The following is a 17999-nucleotide window of genomic DNA, read 5'->3' as shown; positions in this document are numbered from 1 at the left end:
TAAATTGCGCGCTGTGCTTGCTCATAAAAAACACCCCAAGTCGTTGGACGGTTGTCCAACTTTTGGGGTGCAGTTCACTTGCCGGGGTTTTGTTTTTCAGCGCGGACAGGACGTCACTGCGGGTTCGTACCCGTATCGCCCGCCATCATGCGCGCCTTTACCGCCTCGCCCAGTTGATACACCGCGAGCGCGTAGAAGAAGCTGCGGTTGTAACGCGTGAGCACGTAGAAGTTTTTCAGTCCGAGCGTGTATTCGGTCGCGCGGCCGGGCGTGGGCAGATCGACCACGGTGAGCGGCGTCGGCGCTTCAGCCTCGATGTTGAGTCGCGGCTCGTCGAGCAGCATGCCGGCCTTCGTCAGTTGCGCGAGCGACCACTTCGGCTCCGGCGAACCATCGGCGGCGGCCTGCGCGATGCCCTGACTGCCGACGTCGCCGGCGATACGCCACACGACCGGCCGCCCCGGCTCCCAGCCGTTTTGCTTCAGATAATTCGCCACGCTGCCGATGGCATCCGCCGGACTCGTGCGCAGATCGATACGGCGGTTGCCGTCGTAATCGACCGCGTATTGCACGATGCTGCTCGGCAGGAACTGCGGAATGCCGATCGCGCCGGTGTACGAACCGAGCACGGTCGTCGGATCGATCTGCGAATCGCGCGTCCATACGAGCAGGTCTTCCAGATTCTTGCGGAAGGTCGCCATGCGCTCGGTGCGGTTCGGCGTGTTCGGATAATCGAAAGTGAGCGTGGTCAGCGCGTCGAGCGCGCGGAAGTTGCCCATGTATTTCCCATAGATCGTCTCCACGCCGATGATCCCGACGATCACCTCAGGCGGCACGCCGAATTGCTCCGCGGCGCGCTGCAACGTCGCCTGATTCGCACGCCAGAATTTCACACCCGCATTGATGCGCACCGGCTCGATGAAACGCCCCTGATACGCGCGCCAGTTTTTGGCTTGCGGCGTCGGGGACGGCAGGACCAGCTTCGCCGCCGTCGCCGAATAACTCACGCGGGAGAACAGGTCATGCAGCGCCGACGAATCGAAGTCGTAGCGCGCGACCATGTCGTTGATGAACGCATCGACATTCGGATTGTTCGCGTAACGCTGCGGCACGATCTCTTCTTCGAACACCTGCCCTTGCGGCGTCGCGGCCTGCGGCTGCTGCGACTGCGCAAAGGCACTGTTGCCGGAGAGAAAGCCGAGCGCGCAGACGAGGGAAGCAATGAGTGCGCGCTTTGCCGGCGTGAACGAAGCCGTGAAGTCGAACGGAGCAAACTGGAAAGTCATAGTGTGCGTGGTTGGGGGCGGTAGGGGCGATGCCTGATGCGCGAGCGGCCAGAACGTCTGTGAGGGTGAATCCATGCGAAACGCTCTGCAACGATTCTTAACGGAACGCAACGGCCTGCAACATGCTGCGCGCAAGCGCTCGCCCGGCAAGGCGTCGGGGCAGTATAACCGACGCTTCGCGCCCGGACTGCCCGTATGCCCGGGCGACGGCGGACGCGCCAAACGGTGTGGTAACTTAACGTCAAATGCGCGGCACGTGGTCGCGTATGACGAAAAAACACGAGACAAGAGCCGACGAAAGCGGCATTGCGAGACATCATGGCCACCGGCTTCTACTCCCACCCCGACTGCCTCCGGCACGACAACGGCCAATGGCATCCCGAATGTCCGGCGCGGTTGCAGGCGATCGAGGATCAACTGATCGCGAGCCGGATCGATTCGCTCATCGAGCGCGAGGAAGCGCCGCTCGCCGAGGAAACCGAACTCGCACGCGTGCACACGCAGGCGCACATCGACTACATCAAGAGCCGCACGCCGGAGTCGGGGAGAAGCGAACTCGATCCGGATACGTCGATGTGCCCCGAGTCCTATCGTGCCGCGTTGCGCGCTGCGGGCGCGGCGATCGCGGCCACCGATGCCGTAATCGAAGGACGTTACGACAACGCGTTCTGCAGCGTGCGCCCGCCGGGCCATCACGCGGAGCCCGCGCGCGCGATGGGCTTCTGCCTCTTCAACAACGTCGCGGTCGCCGCGCGTCATGCGCTCGAAGTGCACGGACTGCAGCGGGTCGCGATCGTCGATTTCGACGTGCATCACGGCAACGGCACCGAGGCCGCGTTCAGCGGCGACTCGCGCGTGCTCATGTGCAGCTTCTTCCAGCACCCGTTCTATCCGTTCAGCGGCGCCGATAATCACGCGCCGAACATGGTCAACGTGCCGCTGCCCGCGCGCACGAAGGGCATGGAGGTGCGTGAAGTCGTCGACCTGTTGTGGCTGCCGCGGCTCGAGGATTTCAAGCCGCAGATGATCTTCTTCTCCGCCGGCTTCGACGCGCATCGCGAAGACGACATGGGCAACATGGGTCTTGTCGAGGACGATTACGCGTGGATCACCGAGCAGATTCGCGCGGTGGCGAAGCGTCACGCGCAGGGGCGCATCGTGAGCTGTCTCGAAGGCGGCTACAACCTGTCGGCGCTCGGACGCAGCGTCGTCGCGCATCTGCGAGTACTCGCGGAAATCTAGCCGGGTGCGTGCGTGCGCGCGTAGTCGGCGCGCACCAGAATCCAGTCGATGAGCTCGCGGATCACGCGCTCGCGGTCGAGATCGTTGAGCGTTTCGTGGGCGCTGCCTTGGTGGATCGCGAGCGTGCTGTCCGTCGATCCCGCGTTCGCTTCGAATTCGCGGCTGCCGGCAGGATCGCAGATCGCGTCGGCGCTGCCGTGGAAGACGAGAAGCGGCAGTGTGATGTCGCGGCGTTTCGTCGCCAGGCGCTCCATCGCGGCGAGAATCTGCGCGGCGGTGCGCGCCGGGACCGCGCCGTGAAGCACGAGCGGATCGCGCTTGTACGCTTCGACGACGCCCGGCGCACGCGAAAGCAGCGCCGGGTCAATGCTGAACGCGGCAAGGCGCGGCGCCACGGTCCCGACGATGCGGGACAATTTCGCCCTCCAGCGAGGCGTGCCTGCGCCAATCTTCAATGCCGGACTCGACAGAATCAATCCGGCCAGTTTTCTCTCCCGCGCGCGTTCTGCGGCATAGAGCGCCGCGACCGTGCCGCCCATGCTGTGGCCCATCAGAAAAAGGGGCGTGGCGACGGGCGGCGTCGCGGCGCACGCTTCGAGCAACACGTCGGCATCGCGCAGATAGTCAGTGAATACGCGCACCCACGCCCGATCGCCTGACGACTTCCCATGCCCACGCAGATCGATTGCGATCAGTTCGATGCCCGCCGCGTTCAACGCGATCGCGAGCGCGTCGTAGCGTCCCGCGTGCTCGCCGAGGCCGTGAACGAGCGCGACGCGCGCCCTGAGTTCGACCTCCGGCGCGGGCTGCCAGCGATGCAGGAACAGTTCCACGCCGTTGCGCGTCGTGACGGCGCTCGTCGAATAAACGTTCCGGGACATGGGCTGTAAATATCTCCGCGTTATTAGCCGATCTGAAATCATTATTAAACAGAATGTAACGCGTCCGGTAAAATCTCGGGCGACTACACAGCTACGAGTACGAACAGGCGGCGGCCGGCGGCGCGGGTGCGTTTCACCCGGCGAGCCTTCCGCCGTTTGCATTTTTCATGATCGAAATACGCAATCTCTCGCAACGCTTCGCGGGGCCCCGGGGCTGGGTCGAAGCGCTGCACAACGTCAATCTGACGATTCCCGCCGGCGAAGTGTTCGGCATCATCGGGCGCAGCGGCGCGGGCAAGAGCACGCTGGTGCGCACCATCAATCTGCTGACGCGGCCGAGCGAAGGCAACGTGATCGTCGACGGACGCGATCTCACGACGCTCGGCAAGGACGATCTGCGTGCGGCGCGCCGCGATATCGGCATGATTTTTCAGCACTTCAATTTGCTGAGCTCGCGCACGGTGTACGACAACGTCGCGTTGCCGCTCGAGCTTGCCGGCAAGAAGCGCGCGGAGATCGAGGCGGCCGTTTTGCCGCTGCTCGATCTCGTCGGCCTCACGACGCACAAGGACAAATACCCCGCGCAGATCAGCGGCGGGCAGAAGCAGCGCGTGGGCATCGCGCGGGCGCTCGCGAGCAAGCCGCAAGTGCTGCTGTCGGACGAAGCCACGTCCGCGCTCGATCCGGAAACCACGCGCGCGATTCTCGATCTGCTGCGCAAGATCAATCGCGAGCTGGGTCTCACGATCGTGCTCATCACGCATCAGATGGAAGTGATCAAGCAGGTGTGCGATCGCGTCGCGGTGCTCGACGCGGGCCGCGTGGTGGAAGAAGGCAAGGTCGTCGATGTCTTCATGCAGCCGCACCACGAAGTCACGCGCGCGCTGATCGGCGATGTAATCGCGCACGAGTTGCCGCCCGCGTTGAAGGCGCGCGTCATCGAACGTCTTAAGACGGGTAGCGGCCATTTGCTGCGGCTCGCGTTCACCGGCTCGGGCGTCGATCAGCCGATTCTCTCGGAAACGATCCGCCGCTACGAGCTCGATTTCAACATCCTGCACGGCCAGATCGATGAGATTCAGGGGCAGGCGTTCGGCTCGCTCGCGGTGCTCGCGGGCGGCCAGCCGGTGAAGATCGCGGAGGCGATCGAGTATTTGCGTTCTCAAGGTGTCGTCGTGGAGGAGTTGTCCCATGTTGAGTGAAATGTTCGACATGTTCGTGCAGTCGTTCTGGGAAACGCTGATCATGGTCGGCATCTCGGGACTCGTGGGCGCGGCCGTTGGCCTGCCGCTCGGCGTGCTGCTCTATCTGACCGATCGCGATGGCGTGTTGCAGAACATCGGCGTGAATCGCGTGCTCGGCGGCGTCGTCAATGCGGTGCGCTCGACGCCCTTCATCATCCTGCTCGTTGCGGTGATTCCGTTCACGCGCCTCGTCGTCGGCTCGTCGATCGGCACCGCGGCCGCTGTCGTGCCGTTGACCATCGCCGCTGCGCCATTCATCGCACGGCTCGTCGAGACCGCGCTGCGCGAAGTGGATCGCGGTCTCATCGAAGCCGCCCAGGCGATGGGTGCGACCACCCGCCAGATCGTCTTCAAGGTGCTGTTGCCGGAGTCGCTGCCGGGTGTCGTCGCGGGGCTCACCATCACGTTCGTGTCGCTCGTCGGCTATTCGGCGATGGCGGGCGCGATCGGCGGCGGGGGTCTCGGCGATCTCGGCATCCGCTACGGCTATCAGCGCTTCCTGCCCGAAGTGATGATCACCGTCGTCGTTATCCTCATCGTGTTCGTGCAACTCGTGCAATCGTTCGGCGACTGGCTCGTTCGCCGTCTCAGCCATAAATAATCACTCAAGAAAATCATGCAACGTCGATTCGTTTTGAAGTTCGCCGCCGCGCTTCTGGGCGCAACGCTGTTCAACGGTGTCGCGCACGCCGAGGACGCCATCAAGATGGGCGTGACCGGCGGCCCGCACGCGCAGATCATGGACGTGGTGAAGCAGGTCGCCGCGAAGAACGGGCTCAAGATCACCGTCGTCGAATTCTCCGACTACGTGCAGCCGAACGCCGCGCTCGCCGCCGGCGACCTCGATGCGAACAGCTATCAGCATCTGCCGTATCTCGACGCGCAGGTGAAGGATCGCGGCTACAAGCTCATCAGGGTCGCCGATACCGTGACGTTCCCGATGGGCATCTACTCGAAGAAGCTGAAATCGCTGCCGGCGCTCGGCAATGGCGCGCGCATCGCGGTGCCGAACGATCCGACCAACGGCGGGCGTGCATTGTTGCTGCTGCAGAAGCAAGGCCTGATCAAGCTGCGCGCGGACGCAGGCCTGAAGGCGACGCCGCTCGATATCGTCGAGAATCCGAAGAAGCTGAAGATCGTCGAACTCGACGCGGCTCAGATTCCGCGCTCGCTCGACGACGTCGACGCCGCCGCCATCAACACGAATTTCGCGATGGAAGCCGGGCTGAAGCCGAAGTCGGACGCGATCGCCATCGAAGATTCGCATGGGCCGTACGTGAACATCATCGCGATCCGCGCGGCCGACAAGGACAAGCCGTGGGTCGCCAAGCTGATCGCCGCTTATCATTCGCCGGAGGTGAAGCAGTTCGTTGAAGGCAAGTACGCAGGGGCGGTAATCACGGCCTGGTAATCGTTTTCATGGCGATCTTCGGGTTTTTGTGGATAGAAATAGAACGATCGTTCGATAAAATTCAGCCCATACCTATTGCATGACGACTCAACCCACCCGATTCCGCGGGGGCTAGCCAGCGCGTCGCTCGTATAATGACGCTGGGTTGACGTAATCGTAACTTTGGAGCGTGTGCATGAAAATTCTGGTGCCAGTCAAGCGCGTGGTCGACTACAACGTGAAGGTCCGGGTGAAGTCGGATAACACGGGCGTCGATATCGCCAACGTGAAGATGTCGATGAACCCCTTCGACGAGATCGCCGTTGAGGAAGCGGTGCGTCTGAAGGAAGCGGGTGTCGCGACGGAAGTGATCGCCGTATCGTGCGGCGTGACGCAGTGTCAGGAGACGCTGCGTACGGCGCTGGCCATCGGCGCGGATCGCGCGATTCTCGTCGAATCCGCTGATGAACTGCAGCCGCTGGCGGTGGCGAAGATCCTGAAGGCGCTGGTCGATCAGGAGAAGCCCGAGCTCGTCATTCTCGGCAAGCAGGCAATCGATGACGATTCAAACCAGACCGGTCAGATGCTGGCCGCGCTCGCGGGTCTGCCGCAGGCGACGTTCGCATCGAAAGTCGTAGTCGCGGATGGCAAGGCAACGGTGTCGCGTGAAGTCGATGGCGGTGCTGAGACGCTTTCGCTGAAGCTGCCCGCTGTAGTCACGACCGATCTGCGTCTGAACGAGCCGCGCTATGTGACGCTGCCGAACATCATGAAGGCGAAGAAGAAGCCGCTGACGACGGTGAAGCCCGCTGATCTGGGCGTCGATGTCGCGCCGCGTCTGAAGACGCTGAAGGTCGTCGAGCCGCCCAAGCGCAGCGCAGGCATCACGGTGCCCGACGTGAAGACGCTGGTCGAGAAGCTCAAGACCGAAGCCAAGGTGCTTTGATCGACACACACGCGGAGAAAACATGACGATTCTGGTAATTGCGGAACACGATAACGCGTCGATCAAGGCAGCGACGCTGAACACCGTTGCGGCGGCGGCGAAGATTGGCGGCGATGTGCATGTGCTGGTTGCAGGCTCGAATGCGCAAGGCGCGGCGGATGCAGCGGCAAAGATCGCGGGCGTCAGCAAAGTGCTGCTCGCCGATGCGCCTCAACTCGCCGAAGGCCTGGCAGAAAACGTCGAAGCGACGGTGCTGAATATCGCGAAGGACTATTCGCACATTCTGGCGCCCGCGACGGCTTACGGTAAGAACATCGCGCCGCGCATCGCTGCGCATCTGGATGTCGCGCAAATCAGCGATATCACCGCGGTCGATAGCGCCGACACCTTCGAGCGTCCGATCTATGCGGGCAATGCGATTGCAACGGTGCAATCGGGCGATCCGATCAAGGTGATCACGGTGCGCGCGACGGGTTTCGATCCGGTCGCGGCAGAAGGCGGCAATGCCGCGGTTGAAAAGATCGAAGCCGCAGCCGATGCGGGCATCTCGCAGTTCGTGAGCCGCGAAGTGACGAAGCTCGACCGTCCGGAACTGACGAGCGCGCACATCATCGTGTCGGGCGGACGTGGTCTGGGCAGCGGCGAGAACTACACGAAGACGCTGGAGCCGCTCGCCGACAAGCTCAACGCGGCGCTGGGCGCATCGCGCGCGGCCGTCGATGCTGGCTATGTGCCGAACGACTATCAAGTGGGCCAGACCGGCAAGATCGTCGCGCCGCAACTGTATGTGGCCGTCGGCATCTCGGGCGCGATTCAGCATCTCGCGGGCATGAAGGACTCGAAGGTCATCGTTGCGATCAACAAAGACCCCGAAGCGCCGATCTTCAGCGTGGCCGACTACGGTCTCGTCGGCGATCTGTTTTCGGTCGTGCCGGAACTGGTGAAAGAGCTCGGCTAAACCGCGCCGTGTGAGTCGAACACTCGCCACAGAGAAAAAGAAAGGGCGCGACAAAACGTTGCGCCCTTTTTTTCGCACCGAAGTATTTGTAAAAAAAGGAGACAAGACGATGAGCTACAGCGCCCCGGTCAAGGACATGCTGTTCGTCATGAAGGAACTGGCGGGTATAGACAGCATCGCCGCGCTGCCTGGTCACGAGGACGCGGGCTTCGACACGGCACAGGCCGTCGTCGAGGAAGCCGCGCGTTTTTGCAGCGAAGTCCTCGCGCCGCTGAACGTCGCCGGTGACCGCACGCCGAGCGCATGGGCGAACGGCGAAGTCACGACGACGCCCGGCTTCAAGGGCGCGTTCCGTCAGTTCGCGGAAGGCGGCTGGCAAGGTGTCGTCCATCCGGCGGAGTTCGGGGGCCAGGGCTTGCCGAAGCTCATCGCGACGCCGTGCATCGAGGCGCTCAACTCGGCCAATCTCTCCTTCGCGCTCTGTCCGCTGCTCACCGACGGCGCGATCGAAGCGGTCCTCACGGCAGGCAGCGACGAACAGAAGGCGCGCTTCCTGCCGAAGTTCATCTCCGGCGAATGGACCGGCACGATGAACCTCACGGAGCCGCAAGCGGGCTCCGATCTCGCGCTCGTGCGCACGCGCGCCGAGCCGCAGGGCGACGGCACGTACAAGGTCTTCGGCACGAAGATCTTCATAACTTACGGCGAGCACGATATGGCGAAGAACATCGTGCACCTCGTGCTCGCGCGCACGCCCGACGCGCCCGAAGGCGTGAAAGGCATTTCGCTCTTTCTCGTGCCGAAATTTCTCGTCAACGACGACGGCTCGCTCGGCGCGCGCAACGACGTGCATTGCGTGTCGATCGAACACAAGCTCGGCATCAAGGCCAGCCCGACCGCCGTGCTGCAATACGGCGATCACGGCGGCGCGACCGGCTATCTGATCGGCGACGAGAATCGCGGTCTCGAATACATGTTCATCATGATGAACGCGGCGCGTTTCGCCGTCGGCATGCAAGGCGTCGCGATCGCCGAGCGCGCGTATCAGCAGGCGGTCGCGTACGCGAAAGAGCGGGTGCAGAGCCGTCCCGTCGATGGCAGCGCGAAGGAGTCCGTGACGATCATCCATCATCCCGATGTGCGCCGCATGCTCTCGACCATGCGCGCCTACACCGAAGGCGCCCGGGCGCTCGCGTATGTCGCGGCGGCGCATAGCGATCTCGCGCACGGTTACACCGACGACGACGCGAAGAAGAGCCACCAGGCGATCTACGAATATCTCGTGCCGATTGTGAAGGGCTTCAGTACGGAGATGTCCGTCGAGGTCGCGAGCCTCGGCGTGCAGGTGCACGGCGGCATGGGCTTCATCGAGGAGACGGGCGCGGCGCAGCATTATCGCGATGCGCGCATCCTGCCGATCTATGAAGGCACGACGGCGATTCAGGCGAACGATCTCGTCGGCCGCAAGACCGTGCGCGACGGCGGCGCGACGGCGCAGGCGCTGCTCGCGCAGATCGATCAGACCATCGCGGCGCTCGCCGAGCTGGACGGACAGCCGTTCAGGTCGATGCATCGGCATTTGAGCGCGGGAAGTCTGTCGCTCGCGCGCGCAATCGAGTTCATCATCGCAAAGTTCAAGAGCGATCCGAATGCCGTCTTCGCGGGCAGCGTGCCGTATCTGCGGCTCGCGGGCATCGTGCTGGCGGGATGGCAGATGGCGCGAGCGATGCTCGTCGCTCATGCGAAGCGCGCGGAGGACGAGCGTTTCCATGGCGCGAAGATCGCGACGGCGGAATTCTTCGCCGAGCACATTCTGTCGCTCGCGCCGGGGATCGAGGCGTCGATCATCAGCGCGAACGGCAGTGAAGGCGTGCTCGCGCTGAGCGAAGATCAGTTCTGAAAACGAGAAGGGCGCCTTCGTCGAAACGAAGGCGCCCTTGATTTTCCTGCGATAGAAGAATTACGCGTTCGCGTATCCCGGACGCGTTTTCACGCCGACATCGCCGAAATAACGATGCACGGAGAGATCGTCGGCACGGATGGCGGGCTGCTTGCCCGACATCAGATCCGCCAGCAACTGGCCCGAGCCGCACGACATCGTCCAGCCGAGCGTGCCGTGACCGGTATTGAGGAACAGGTTCGGCACCGGCGTGCGGCCGACGATCGGCGTGCCGTCCGGCGTCATCGGGCGCAGGCCGGTCCAGAAGGTGGCGCTCGCGGTGTCGCCGCCGCCCGGGAAGAGGTCGTTCACGCACATTTCGAGTGTTTCGCGACGCGCCTGCTTCAGCTTCTTGTCATAGCCGACGATTTCCGCCATGCCGCCCACGCGGATGCGGTCGTCGAAACGCGTGATCGCGATCTTGTACGTTTCGTCCAGCACCGTCGAGACCGGCGCGCGTTCGGCATCGACGATGGGCGCGGTGATCGAGTAGCCCTTCAACGGATAGACCGGGATCTTCACGAGATCGCCGAGCAGCTTCGGCGAATAGGAGCCGAGCGCGACGACATATGAATCTGCCGTCACCAGTTCCTTGCCGCACTGCACGCCGGCGATACGGCCGTTGCTGACGGTAAGCGCGTCGATCGACGTGTTGTAGCGGAACTTGACGCCGAGCGCTTCGGCCATCGCGGCGAGGCGCGTCGTGAACATCTGGCAGTCGCCCGTCTCGTCGTTCGGCAGGCGCAGGCCGCCAGTCAACTTGTGCGAAACCGCCGCGAGAGCGGGTTCCGCCTTCTTGAGCTCATCTGCCGTAAGCAGTTCGAACGGCACGTTCGCGTCCTTCAGCACAGAGATGTCCTTGCCCGCGCCATCGAATTGCTGTTGCGTGCGGAACAGTTGCAACGTGCCGCCGGTGCGGCCTTCGTAGTGAATGCCGGTGTCGGCGCGCAGCGCCTGGAGGCAGTCGCGACTGTATTCGGCGAGACGCACCATCCGGCCCTTGTTGACCGTGTAGCGATCTTGCGTGCAGTTGCGCAGCATTTGCCACATCCACTGCAACTGGTTCATCGTGCCGTCGAGGCGAATCGCGAGCGGCGCGTGCTTTTCGAACATCCACTTGACGGCTTTGAGCGGGACGCCCGGCGCGGCCCACGGCGATGCGTACCCCGGGGAGATCTGACCTGCGTTCGCGAAACTCGTTTCGAGCGCGGGTCCGGCTTCGCGGTCGATGACCGTGACTTCGTGGCCGGCGCGAGCAAGGTAGTAGGCGCTCGTGACACCGACGACGCCGCTTCCGAGAATAACGATTCGCATGTGATCTCCATCCAGATTCGATGAACTTCCGCATGCGCGTGCTTTAAGGCGATCGACGCGACAAACCGAAGCTCGTATAGTGTTATCGACTATGGTATGGACTTCGAGGCAGTTTTAGTTATTGTATTTGGTAGATTTTCAGGAAAAACCAATGCGCACACAGCGAAATCCCGTCCGCGCCCTCGACAAGCTCGATCACAAGATTTTGAACATCCTTCAGGAGGACGGCCGCATCGCGATGAAGGACCTGGCGGAACGCGTCGGGCTGTCGGTGACGCCTTGCATCGAGCGTGTGAAGCGCATGGAGCGTGATGGCGTGATCATGGGCTACTACGCGCGCGTGAATCCGACCGAGTTGGGCGCGGCGCTGCTCGTATTCGTCGAGATCACGCTCGATCACAAGAGCGGCAACATGTTCGAGCAATTCCGCCGCGAAGTTCAGAAGATTCCCGAAGTGCTCGAGTGCCACCTCGTGTCAGGCGATTTCGACTATCTGATCAAGGCGCGCATCGGCGAGATGGCCGACTATCGCAAGCTGCTCGGCGACATCCTGTTGCAGTTGCCGGGCGCGGTGCAGTCAAAAAGTTACGTGGTGATGGAGGAAATCAAGGAGACGCTGAAGATCCTGGTCGAAACGTGATTTTTTGCTTGCGACGATGACTCGATACTGTATATTTATACAGTATCAATGGATGGACTTCGTCGCAATGTCATCGCCCGATCGTGAGTATCCCGTCGCGCCGCCCGCTCCGCTCAAGGGGCGCGGGGCGGTCACGAACGTTCAGGGGCGTTTCGAGAAGGACGAGCGCGAACGCGTAGACGACGGCTGGGCGCACACCGCCGATCCAGAGGACCAAGGCGCACCACCGCTGCGCACCCAGATTTTTGAAGAGCGCGCGAAAAGCATTCTCACGCGCAACAGCTCGCCGGACATCCCGTTCTCCGTTTCGCTCAATCCCTATCGCGGCTGCGAGCACGGCTGTATCTATTGTTTTGCGCGCCCTACGCACAGCTATCTTGGTTTATCGCCGGGGCTCGATTTCGAAAGCAGGATCTACGCGAAGGTCAACGCGCCCGAATTGCTCGAGCGCGAACTGGCGAAGCCGACCTACGAAGCCGAGCCAATAGCGCTGGGCGTCAACACGGACGCGTATCAACCCGTCGAGCGCGATCTGCAGCTCACGCGGCGGGTCATCCAGGTGCTGCACGATTGCGGGCATCCTTTCGCGGCGATCACGAAGAATTCGCTGATCGAACGCGACATCGACCTGCTCGCGCCCATGGCCGTGCGCGGTCAGGTCATGGCGGCGATCACCATTACGACCCTCGACGCCGATATCGCGCGAACGCTCGAACCACGCGCCGCGACGCCAGCACGGCGTCTTCGCACGATCCGGACGCTCGCCGAGGCGGGCATTCCGGTAGGCGTGAGCATCGCACCAGTCATCCCGTTCGTGACTGAGCCGGACATGGAGCGTGTTTTGGAGGCGTGCGCCGAGGCGGGGGCGACGAGCGCGAGTTACATCGTGCTGCGTCTGCCGTGGGAAGTTGCGCCGCTTTTCAAGGACTGGCTCGCCGCGCATTTCCCCGATCGCGCGGATCGCGTGATGAGCCGCGTGCGCGATATGCGCGGCGGCAAGGACTACGACTCGAACTTTTCGACGCGAATGAAAGGCGAGGGCCTGTGGGCCGACATGCTCAAGCAGCGTTTTCAAAAGGCGACGAAGCGACTCGGCCTGAACGCGCGGCAGCGCGGCATTCTCGACATGTCCGAGTTCCAGCGGCCCGCGAAGAAAGCAGCGGCGCCGTCCAGCCCGCAGCTCGACTTGTTCTGACGTTTTATTGCGACAGCGTTTTCGCCGCCTCGACCTGACTTTCGAAGTACGTCTGGAACGTGAGCGCGAGACCGGTCATCAGCAGGAACGCGCCGATCAGGAGCGAAAAAATCACGACGAAGATGACCGTCCAGCCGGAGCGGCTACTGCGGCCGGTGTGCGCGTTGAACTGCGCATCCCATTTGGCGTCGGGGCGCAGGCCGTAGACGATCGCGGAGAGAAAGGCGGCGAGCAGCGATATCGCGCCCGGGAACGCCAGCACCCAGCCGAGAAGCGAAGTGCGGTCCGTCTGCGCGAGCAGCAGGTAGCCGAACGCACCCAGAATAATGCCGGCGATATGCGCCCAGCCGTACTTGTCGCGCATTCCATACAGATAGAAGCGGTGCAGGCCGATGGAACCGAACAGAAACGCGAGCGCGGCGGTCAGCGTCTTCGAACGAAAATACGATGGAACCTGCTTGCTGGCCGGCTGCGAGCCGGCTTGCGTGGCGACGGACGAGGAAGTCATCAGCGAAAGCGGTGATAGAAAGAATCGGACGTCGCTTCAAGCGGACGCGGTCAGCCATTTTACGCCGACGCGTGTCCGCGCCACCAATCGCACGTCGCCGCGTCAATGTAAGACTCGCTGGAACGGTCCCCAATCCGCCGTGCATCCAAAAAATGCGTTAAGTGTTTGTTGGCGCTCCGGATTACAGCTATAATCGCCTGTTCTCGTTGTTCCGAACCCCGGTTTTCAAGGATTTCAGCATGGTCATCATCCGCTTGGCTCGTGGCGGCTCGAAGAAGCGCCCGTTCTACAACATCGTTGCAACTGACTCGCGTAGCCGCCGTGACGGCCGCTTCATCGAGCGCGTTGGTTTCTACAACCCGGTCGCGACCAAGGGCGAATCGCTGCGCATCGCTCAGGATCGCCTGACGTACTGGCAAGGCGTTGGCGCACAACTGTCGCCGACCGTCGAGCGTCTCGTCAAGCAAGCTCAGCAAGCCCAGCCGGCTGCTTAAGCTCGCTTGGTCGACGCTGTAACAGCCGCTCGAAACCTGCCCAAGGATTCGTCGATGCCCATGCGCGATTCTGAATCCGGCCGCGGGTCGGAAGGTATCGGTCGAGCCAAGCCGGGGCAAGATGAAGGTTCCGCCACGTTTGGCGCGTTCGTCCGCAAGCCGGGCGCGCGCCGCGTGGCGGTCGATCTTTCGAGCGCGAAGGTGCCGGAAGGCGGAATCGAGCCGGTCGAAGCTTTGCCTGAGGACGCCGTCGAACTCGGTTTCATCGCCGATGCATACGGTCTCAAAGGCTGGGTCAAGATCGTGCCGCACGCGAACGGCAAGCAGGGCGGCGACGCGCTGCTGAGCGCCAGGCGCTGGTGGCTCGCAAAAGGCCGCGATTACAAGTCCGCCCGTTGTCTGCAGTCGAAAGTGCACGCCGATACGATCGTCGCGCGCTTCGCCGGCTGTGATGACCGCGATACGGCACTTGCGCTGAAAGGTCACACGGTGAATATCGCGCGCAGTGATTTCCCGAAGCTCGACAGCGAAGACGAATTTTACTGGGTCGATCTGATCGGCCTGGATGTCGAAAATGAAGCGGGCGTGGCTTTGGGCCGCGTTGCCGATCTGATCGACAACGGCGCGCATTCCATCCTGCGGATCGAGTATCCGGGCATCGACAAGGATGGCCAGCCCGTCACCGGCGAGCGGCTGATTCCGTTCGTCGGCGTGTATGTGAAGACGGTGGACCGGGCGGCGAAGCGCATCGTCGTCGACTGGGACGCCGACTATTGAACATCGTCACGTTACGGAGAGAGCGATGCAGTTCGATGTCGTGACGCTCTTTCCCGAGATGTTTCGCGCACTGACCGACTGGGGCATCACCAGCCGCGCGGTGAAGCAGGAGCGGTTCGGTCTGCGGACGTGGAATCCTCGCGATTTCACCACGGACAACTACCGCACCGTCGACGATCGCCCTTACGGCGGCGGCCCTGGCATGGTGATGCTGGCGCGCCCGCTGGAAGAAGCGATCCATGCGGCCAAGGCTGCGCAGCGCGAGCAGGGTATTGCGTCGACGCGCGTCGTGATGATGTCGCCGCAAGGTGCGAGGCTGGACCACGAACGCGTAATGCGGTTTGCGCAGGAGCCGGGTCTCGTGTTGCTGTGCGGCCGTTATGAAGCGATCGACCAGCGTTTGATCGATCGTGAAGTGGACGAAGAAGTGAGCCTCGGCGACTTCGTGCTGTCCGGCGGAGAGCTCCCCGCGATGGCGCTGATGGACGCCGTGGTGCGCCAGTTGCCCGGGGTGCTGAACGACGCGCAGTCGGCGGTGCAGGACAGTTTCGTAGACGTATTGCTCGACTGTCCACACTACACGCGTCCCGAAGAGTACGAAGGCGTGCGTGTTCCCGATGTGCTGCTCGGCGGTCATCACAAGGAAATCGACGCCTGGCGCAGGCGCGAAGCACTACGCAACACATTCAACAAGCGTCCCGATCTGATCGGGCGCGCGCGTGAAAGCAAGATGTTGAGCCGTGCCGACGAGGCATGGCTCGCAGAACTCGCAAAGGAAGCGTCGAAATCTGCATAGATTTCGGGCGGACGAGCGGGAAAATGGGGGCGCTGGCTAATAATCGGCGCCTGAAGCAAACCCATCCTCTACCGGGGCCTGACGCAAATACAAGGCACGCAACTTCGGCAAGATGGCACAAGGAGTCAGTAATGAATCTGATTGAACAACTCGAGAAAGAAGAGATCGCACGCGTTCTGGGCGAGAAGAGCATCCCCGACTTCGCGCCGGGCGATACCGTCGTCGTCAACGTGAACGTGGTCGAAGGCACGCGGAAGCGTGTCCAGGCTTACGAAGGCGTCGTCATCGCCAAGCGTAACCGTGGCCTGAACTCGAACTTCATCGTTCGCAAGATTTCGTCGGGCGAAGGCGTCGAGCGTACGTTCCAGACCTACTCGCCGCTGCTCGCGAGCATCGTCGTGAAGCGCCGTGGTGATGTTCGCCGCGCGAAGCTTTACTACCTGCGTGAGCGTTCGGGCAAGTCGGCTCGAATCAAGGAAAAGCTGGTCTTCAAAGACAAGACTGCTGCTTCCGCAGAGTAAGTCGCCGGCGAAGCGTAGTACGGAAAAAGCACCCCATGTGGGTGCTTTTTTCTTTGGTGTGTTCAAATTGAGGCTTCGACAGCCCAGTTCTCGACCCGTGTCCACCGGAAAGACTTCGACTCCCCGCATCCTCGAACCCGAAAAGATGCCCGTCGTCTCGACGGGTGAGACACTCCCGCCCATCCCGCCAGAGCGCCTCACGCCGGAAGGCTTGCGCGCGCGTTTCACGATGGATCTCGACTGGACGCAGGAAGAGCGCGAGCAGCGCATCAAGGCAATCGGCGGCGATCCGCGTGTGGCTTCCGTGCTGGTGCCGCTCGTCGTGCGCGACGGCGGCTTGACCGTGCTCCTGACGCAGCGGGCCGATCATCTGTCGGATCACGCCGGGCAGATCAGCTTTCCGGGCGGGCGCCGTGAGCCCGAAGACGCCGATGCCGCCGCCACGGCGCTGCGCGAAGCCCACGAAGAAGTCGGCTTGAGCGCGGAACATTGCGAGATCATCGGGGCGATGCCCGAGTATCTGACGGGCACGGGTTTCAAGGTGACGCCCGTCGTTGCGCTGGTGTATCCGCCGTTCTCGCTGAAGGCCGATACGCGCGAAGTCGCCGACATCTTCGAAGTGCCGCTCGCGTGGCTCATGAATCCGGCGAATCACGAAGTGCGTGTCTTTCGATGGGAAGGCGGCGAGCGTCGTTTTTTTGCCATGCCGTATACACCGGGTGAAAGAAAGGCTCCTCATTTCATCTGGGGCGCAACGGCCGGCATGTTGCGCAATTTTTATCGCTTCCTCGCGGCTCGCGCGTGATGGCGCACGAAGTCCGCGCGCCGGCCGTGCCTCGCGCAATTACTCGGCGCGCTAAAGCGGTCAGACGCTGTGCTATCGTTACGCGAAACTCGAACTAATCCGACTGTTTCGGCGCTGCGCATGACTTTTTTCTCCGTATTGCTGGCCCTCATCATTGAGCAAGTGCGCGCTTTATCGCCGCACAATCCGATTTCGGCGTTGCTCCAATATCATGCGGAATCCACCGCGCACGGCTTCGATGCCGGCAAGGAGAAGCACGGCATCGTCGCGTGGCTGGTCGTCGTGTTGCCGTGGACGCTCGTCGTCGGGCTCGTTTATTACGTGCTGTACCGGATCAACTTCGTTCTGGCGTTTCTGTGGAACGTGGTCATCGTGTACTTCACGCTCGGCTTCCGGCAGTTCAGCCACTATTTCACCGATATCCACCTCGCGCTCAACAACGACGACGTGCCGCGCGCGCGCGAAGTACTGAAGGAATGGACCGGCCTCGACACGATCGACATGCCCGTCAGCGAAATCGTGCGGCATACGCTGGTTCACGCGGTGGTGGCGTCGCATCGGCATGTGTTCGGCGTGTTCTTCTGGTTTCTGATTCCGCTCGGCCCGGCGGGCGCGGTGCTGTATCGCATCGCCGAATATCTGGCGCGCGCGTGGTCGAAGCCGAATCCGGAGCGCACCGCCGAGTTTTCGTCGTTCGCGCAGCGCGCGTTCTTTTTTATCGATTGGGTGCCCGCTCGTCTGACCGCGCTCGGCTTTGCGATCGTCGGAAATTTCGAGGATGCGATCTACGCCTGGCGCAATCACGCGCGGCAGTGGCCGGACGCGAACGAAGGTGTGTTGCTTGCGGCGGGCAGCGGCGCCCTGGGCGCGCGTCTCGCGGGTCCGCTGGCGGAGCCGCTTTCAGTCGAAGCGCTTGCCGTGGGCGATGCGAGCCCGCTGCCCGTCGGCGACGACTGCACCCCGCGCACGCTGCAATCGGCCGTCGGCCTGGTGTGGCGCGCGGTGATTCTGTGGATGCTCTTGCTGCTGATGCTTACCATCGCCGTGTGGCTGGCGTAACCCT

The 17999-nt window shown here is 62.6% G+C and carries 19 protein-coding genes; 15 read left to right on the top strand and 4 right to left on the bottom strand.

What is annotated here, in order from left to right; all coding sequences use genetic code 11:
* Window positions 1-113: 113 nt before the first annotated feature.
* Window positions 114-1286, bottom strand: a complete 1173-nt coding sequence (gene mltB / locus NCR38_RS09805; protein ID WP_086961420.1) for a lytic murein transglycosylase B — start codon at window positions 1284-1286, stop codon at window positions 114-116.
* Between the two features lie 318 nt (window positions 1287-1604).
* On the opposite strand from mltB, the gene NCR38_RS09800 reads away from it, so the two are divergent.
* On the top strand, window positions 1605-2528 hold the full coding sequence (locus NCR38_RS09800; protein ID WP_250476923.1) for a histone deacetylase family protein: 924 nt from the start codon (window positions 1605-1607) through the stop codon (window positions 2526-2528).
* On the opposite strand, the gene NCR38_RS09795 is transcribed toward NCR38_RS09800, so the two are convergent.
* Entirely contained in the window at window positions 2525-3409 is an 885-nt protein-coding gene (locus NCR38_RS09795; RefSeq protein ID WP_250476922.1) for an alpha/beta hydrolase, read from the bottom strand. The genes NCR38_RS09800 and NCR38_RS09795 overlap by 4 nt on opposite strands.
* Window positions 3410-3576: 167 nt before the next feature.
* Here NCR38_RS09795 and NCR38_RS09790 point away from each other — a divergent pair, with 167 nt between their 5' ends.
* The 6 genes from NCR38_RS09790 (at window position 3577) to NCR38_RS09765 (ending at window position 9847) form a co-directional block, all read left to right on the top strand.
* Window positions 3577-4611, top strand: coding sequence for a methionine ABC transporter ATP-binding protein (locus NCR38_RS09790; RefSeq protein WP_061120485.1), 1035 nt, complete (start codon window positions 3577-3579; stop codon window positions 4609-4611).
* Window positions 4601-5254 (top strand): methionine ABC transporter permease, encoded by a 654-nt coding sequence (locus NCR38_RS09785; protein WP_061120486.1) that lies wholly within the window; start codon window positions 4601-4603, stop codon window positions 5252-5254. Before NCR38_RS09790 ends, NCR38_RS09785 begins: the two co-directional genes overlap by 11 nt.
* Window positions 5255-5269: 15 nt before the next feature.
* On the top strand, window positions 5270-6064 hold the full coding sequence (locus NCR38_RS09780; protein ID WP_250476921.1) for a MetQ/NlpA family ABC transporter substrate-binding protein: 795 nt from the start codon (window positions 5270-5272) through the stop codon (window positions 6062-6064).
* A gap of 175 nt (window positions 6065-6239) precedes the next feature.
* Entirely contained in the window at window positions 6240-6989 is a 750-nt protein-coding gene (locus NCR38_RS09775) for an electron transfer flavoprotein subunit beta/FixA family protein (RefSeq protein WP_061120488.1), read from the top strand.
* Window positions 6990-7011: 22 nt separating this feature from the next.
* Window positions 7012-7947 carry an electron transfer flavoprotein subunit alpha/FixB family protein gene (locus NCR38_RS09770; RefSeq protein WP_061120489.1) on the top strand — a complete coding sequence of 312 codons (936 nt, stop codon included), beginning with the start codon at window positions 7012-7014 and terminating at the stop codon, window positions 7945-7947.
* A gap of 109 nt (window positions 7948-8056) precedes the next feature.
* Window positions 8057-9847 (top strand): acyl-CoA dehydrogenase, encoded by a 1791-nt coding sequence (locus NCR38_RS09765; RefSeq protein ID WP_250476920.1) that lies wholly within the window; start codon window positions 8057-8059, stop codon window positions 9845-9847.
* 60 nt (window positions 9848-9907) lie between these two features.
* Here the strand turns inward: NCR38_RS09765 and NCR38_RS09760 are convergent, their stop codons facing one another.
* Window positions 9908-11200, bottom strand: a complete 1293-nt coding sequence (locus NCR38_RS09760; protein WP_250476919.1) for a D-amino acid dehydrogenase — start codon at window positions 11198-11200, stop codon at window positions 9908-9910.
* A gap of 151 nt (window positions 11201-11351) precedes the next feature.
* Here NCR38_RS09760 and NCR38_RS09755 point away from each other — a divergent pair, with 151 nt between their 5' ends.
* Together NCR38_RS09755 and NCR38_RS09750 are read left to right on the top strand one after the other, a co-directional pair.
* The gene (locus NCR38_RS09755; RefSeq protein ID WP_061120555.1) at window positions 11352-11840 is read left to right on the top strand and encodes an Lrp/AsnC ligand binding domain-containing protein; all 489 of its coding nucleotides are present in this window, start codon (window positions 11352-11354) and stop codon (window positions 11838-11840) included.
* Window positions 11841-11907: 67 nt separating this feature from the next.
* On the top strand, window positions 11908-13035 hold the full coding sequence (locus NCR38_RS09750) for a PA0069 family radical SAM protein (protein ID WP_061120556.1): 1128 nt from the start codon (window positions 11908-11910) through the stop codon (window positions 13033-13035).
* A gap of 4 nt (window positions 13036-13039) precedes the next feature.
* Here the strand turns inward: NCR38_RS09750 and NCR38_RS09745 are convergent, their stop codons facing one another.
* Window positions 13040-13543, bottom strand: coding sequence for a hypothetical protein (locus tag NCR38_RS09745; RefSeq protein ID WP_250476918.1), 504 nt, complete (start codon window positions 13541-13543; stop codon window positions 13040-13042).
* A gap of 239 nt (window positions 13544-13782) precedes the next feature.
* Between NCR38_RS09745 and rpsP the strand changes: the two genes are divergently transcribed.
* The 6 genes from rpsP to NCR38_RS09715 all read left to right on the top strand — a co-directional run bounded on the left by rpsP (window position 13783) and on the right by NCR38_RS09715 (window position 17995).
* Entirely contained in the window at window positions 13783-14037 is a 255-nt protein-coding gene (gene rpsP / locus NCR38_RS09740) for a 30S ribosomal protein S16 (RefSeq protein WP_008342343.1), read from the top strand.
* A gap of 54 nt (window positions 14038-14091) precedes the next feature.
* Window positions 14092-14814: a ribosome maturation factor RimM gene (rimM, locus tag NCR38_RS09735; RefSeq protein WP_250476917.1), complete on the top strand. Its 723-nt coding sequence runs from the start codon at window positions 14092-14094 to the stop codon at window positions 14812-14814.
* 25 nt (window positions 14815-14839) lie between these two features.
* Window positions 14840-15610, top strand: coding sequence for a tRNA (guanosine(37)-N1)-methyltransferase TrmD (trmD, locus tag NCR38_RS09730; protein ID WP_250476916.1), 771 nt, complete (start codon window positions 14840-14842; stop codon window positions 15608-15610).
* 131 nt (window positions 15611-15741) lie between these two features.
* Complete coding sequence (gene rplS / locus NCR38_RS09725) at window positions 15742-16131, top strand: 50S ribosomal protein L19 (RefSeq protein ID WP_061120495.1); 390 nt, start codon at window positions 15742-15744, stop codon at window positions 16129-16131.
* Window positions 16132-16276: 145 nt separating this feature from the next.
* Complete coding sequence (locus NCR38_RS09720) at window positions 16277-16936, top strand: CoA pyrophosphatase (protein ID WP_250476915.1); 660 nt, start codon at window positions 16277-16279, stop codon at window positions 16934-16936.
* Window positions 16937-17056: 120 nt separating this feature from the next.
* A complete protein-coding gene (locus NCR38_RS09715; protein ID WP_250476914.1) occupies window positions 17057-17995 on the top strand; it encodes a CobD/CbiB family protein in 939 nt (312 codons plus the stop codon).
* Window positions 17996-17999: the final 4 nt, after the last annotated feature.

The sequence above is a fragment of the Caballeronia sp. INML1 genome (assembly GCF_023631085.1).
GTDB lineage: Bacteria > Pseudomonadota > Gammaproteobacteria > Burkholderiales > Burkholderiaceae > Caballeronia > Caballeronia turbans.
This window is presented reverse-complemented; position numbering and strand designations above follow the sequence as displayed.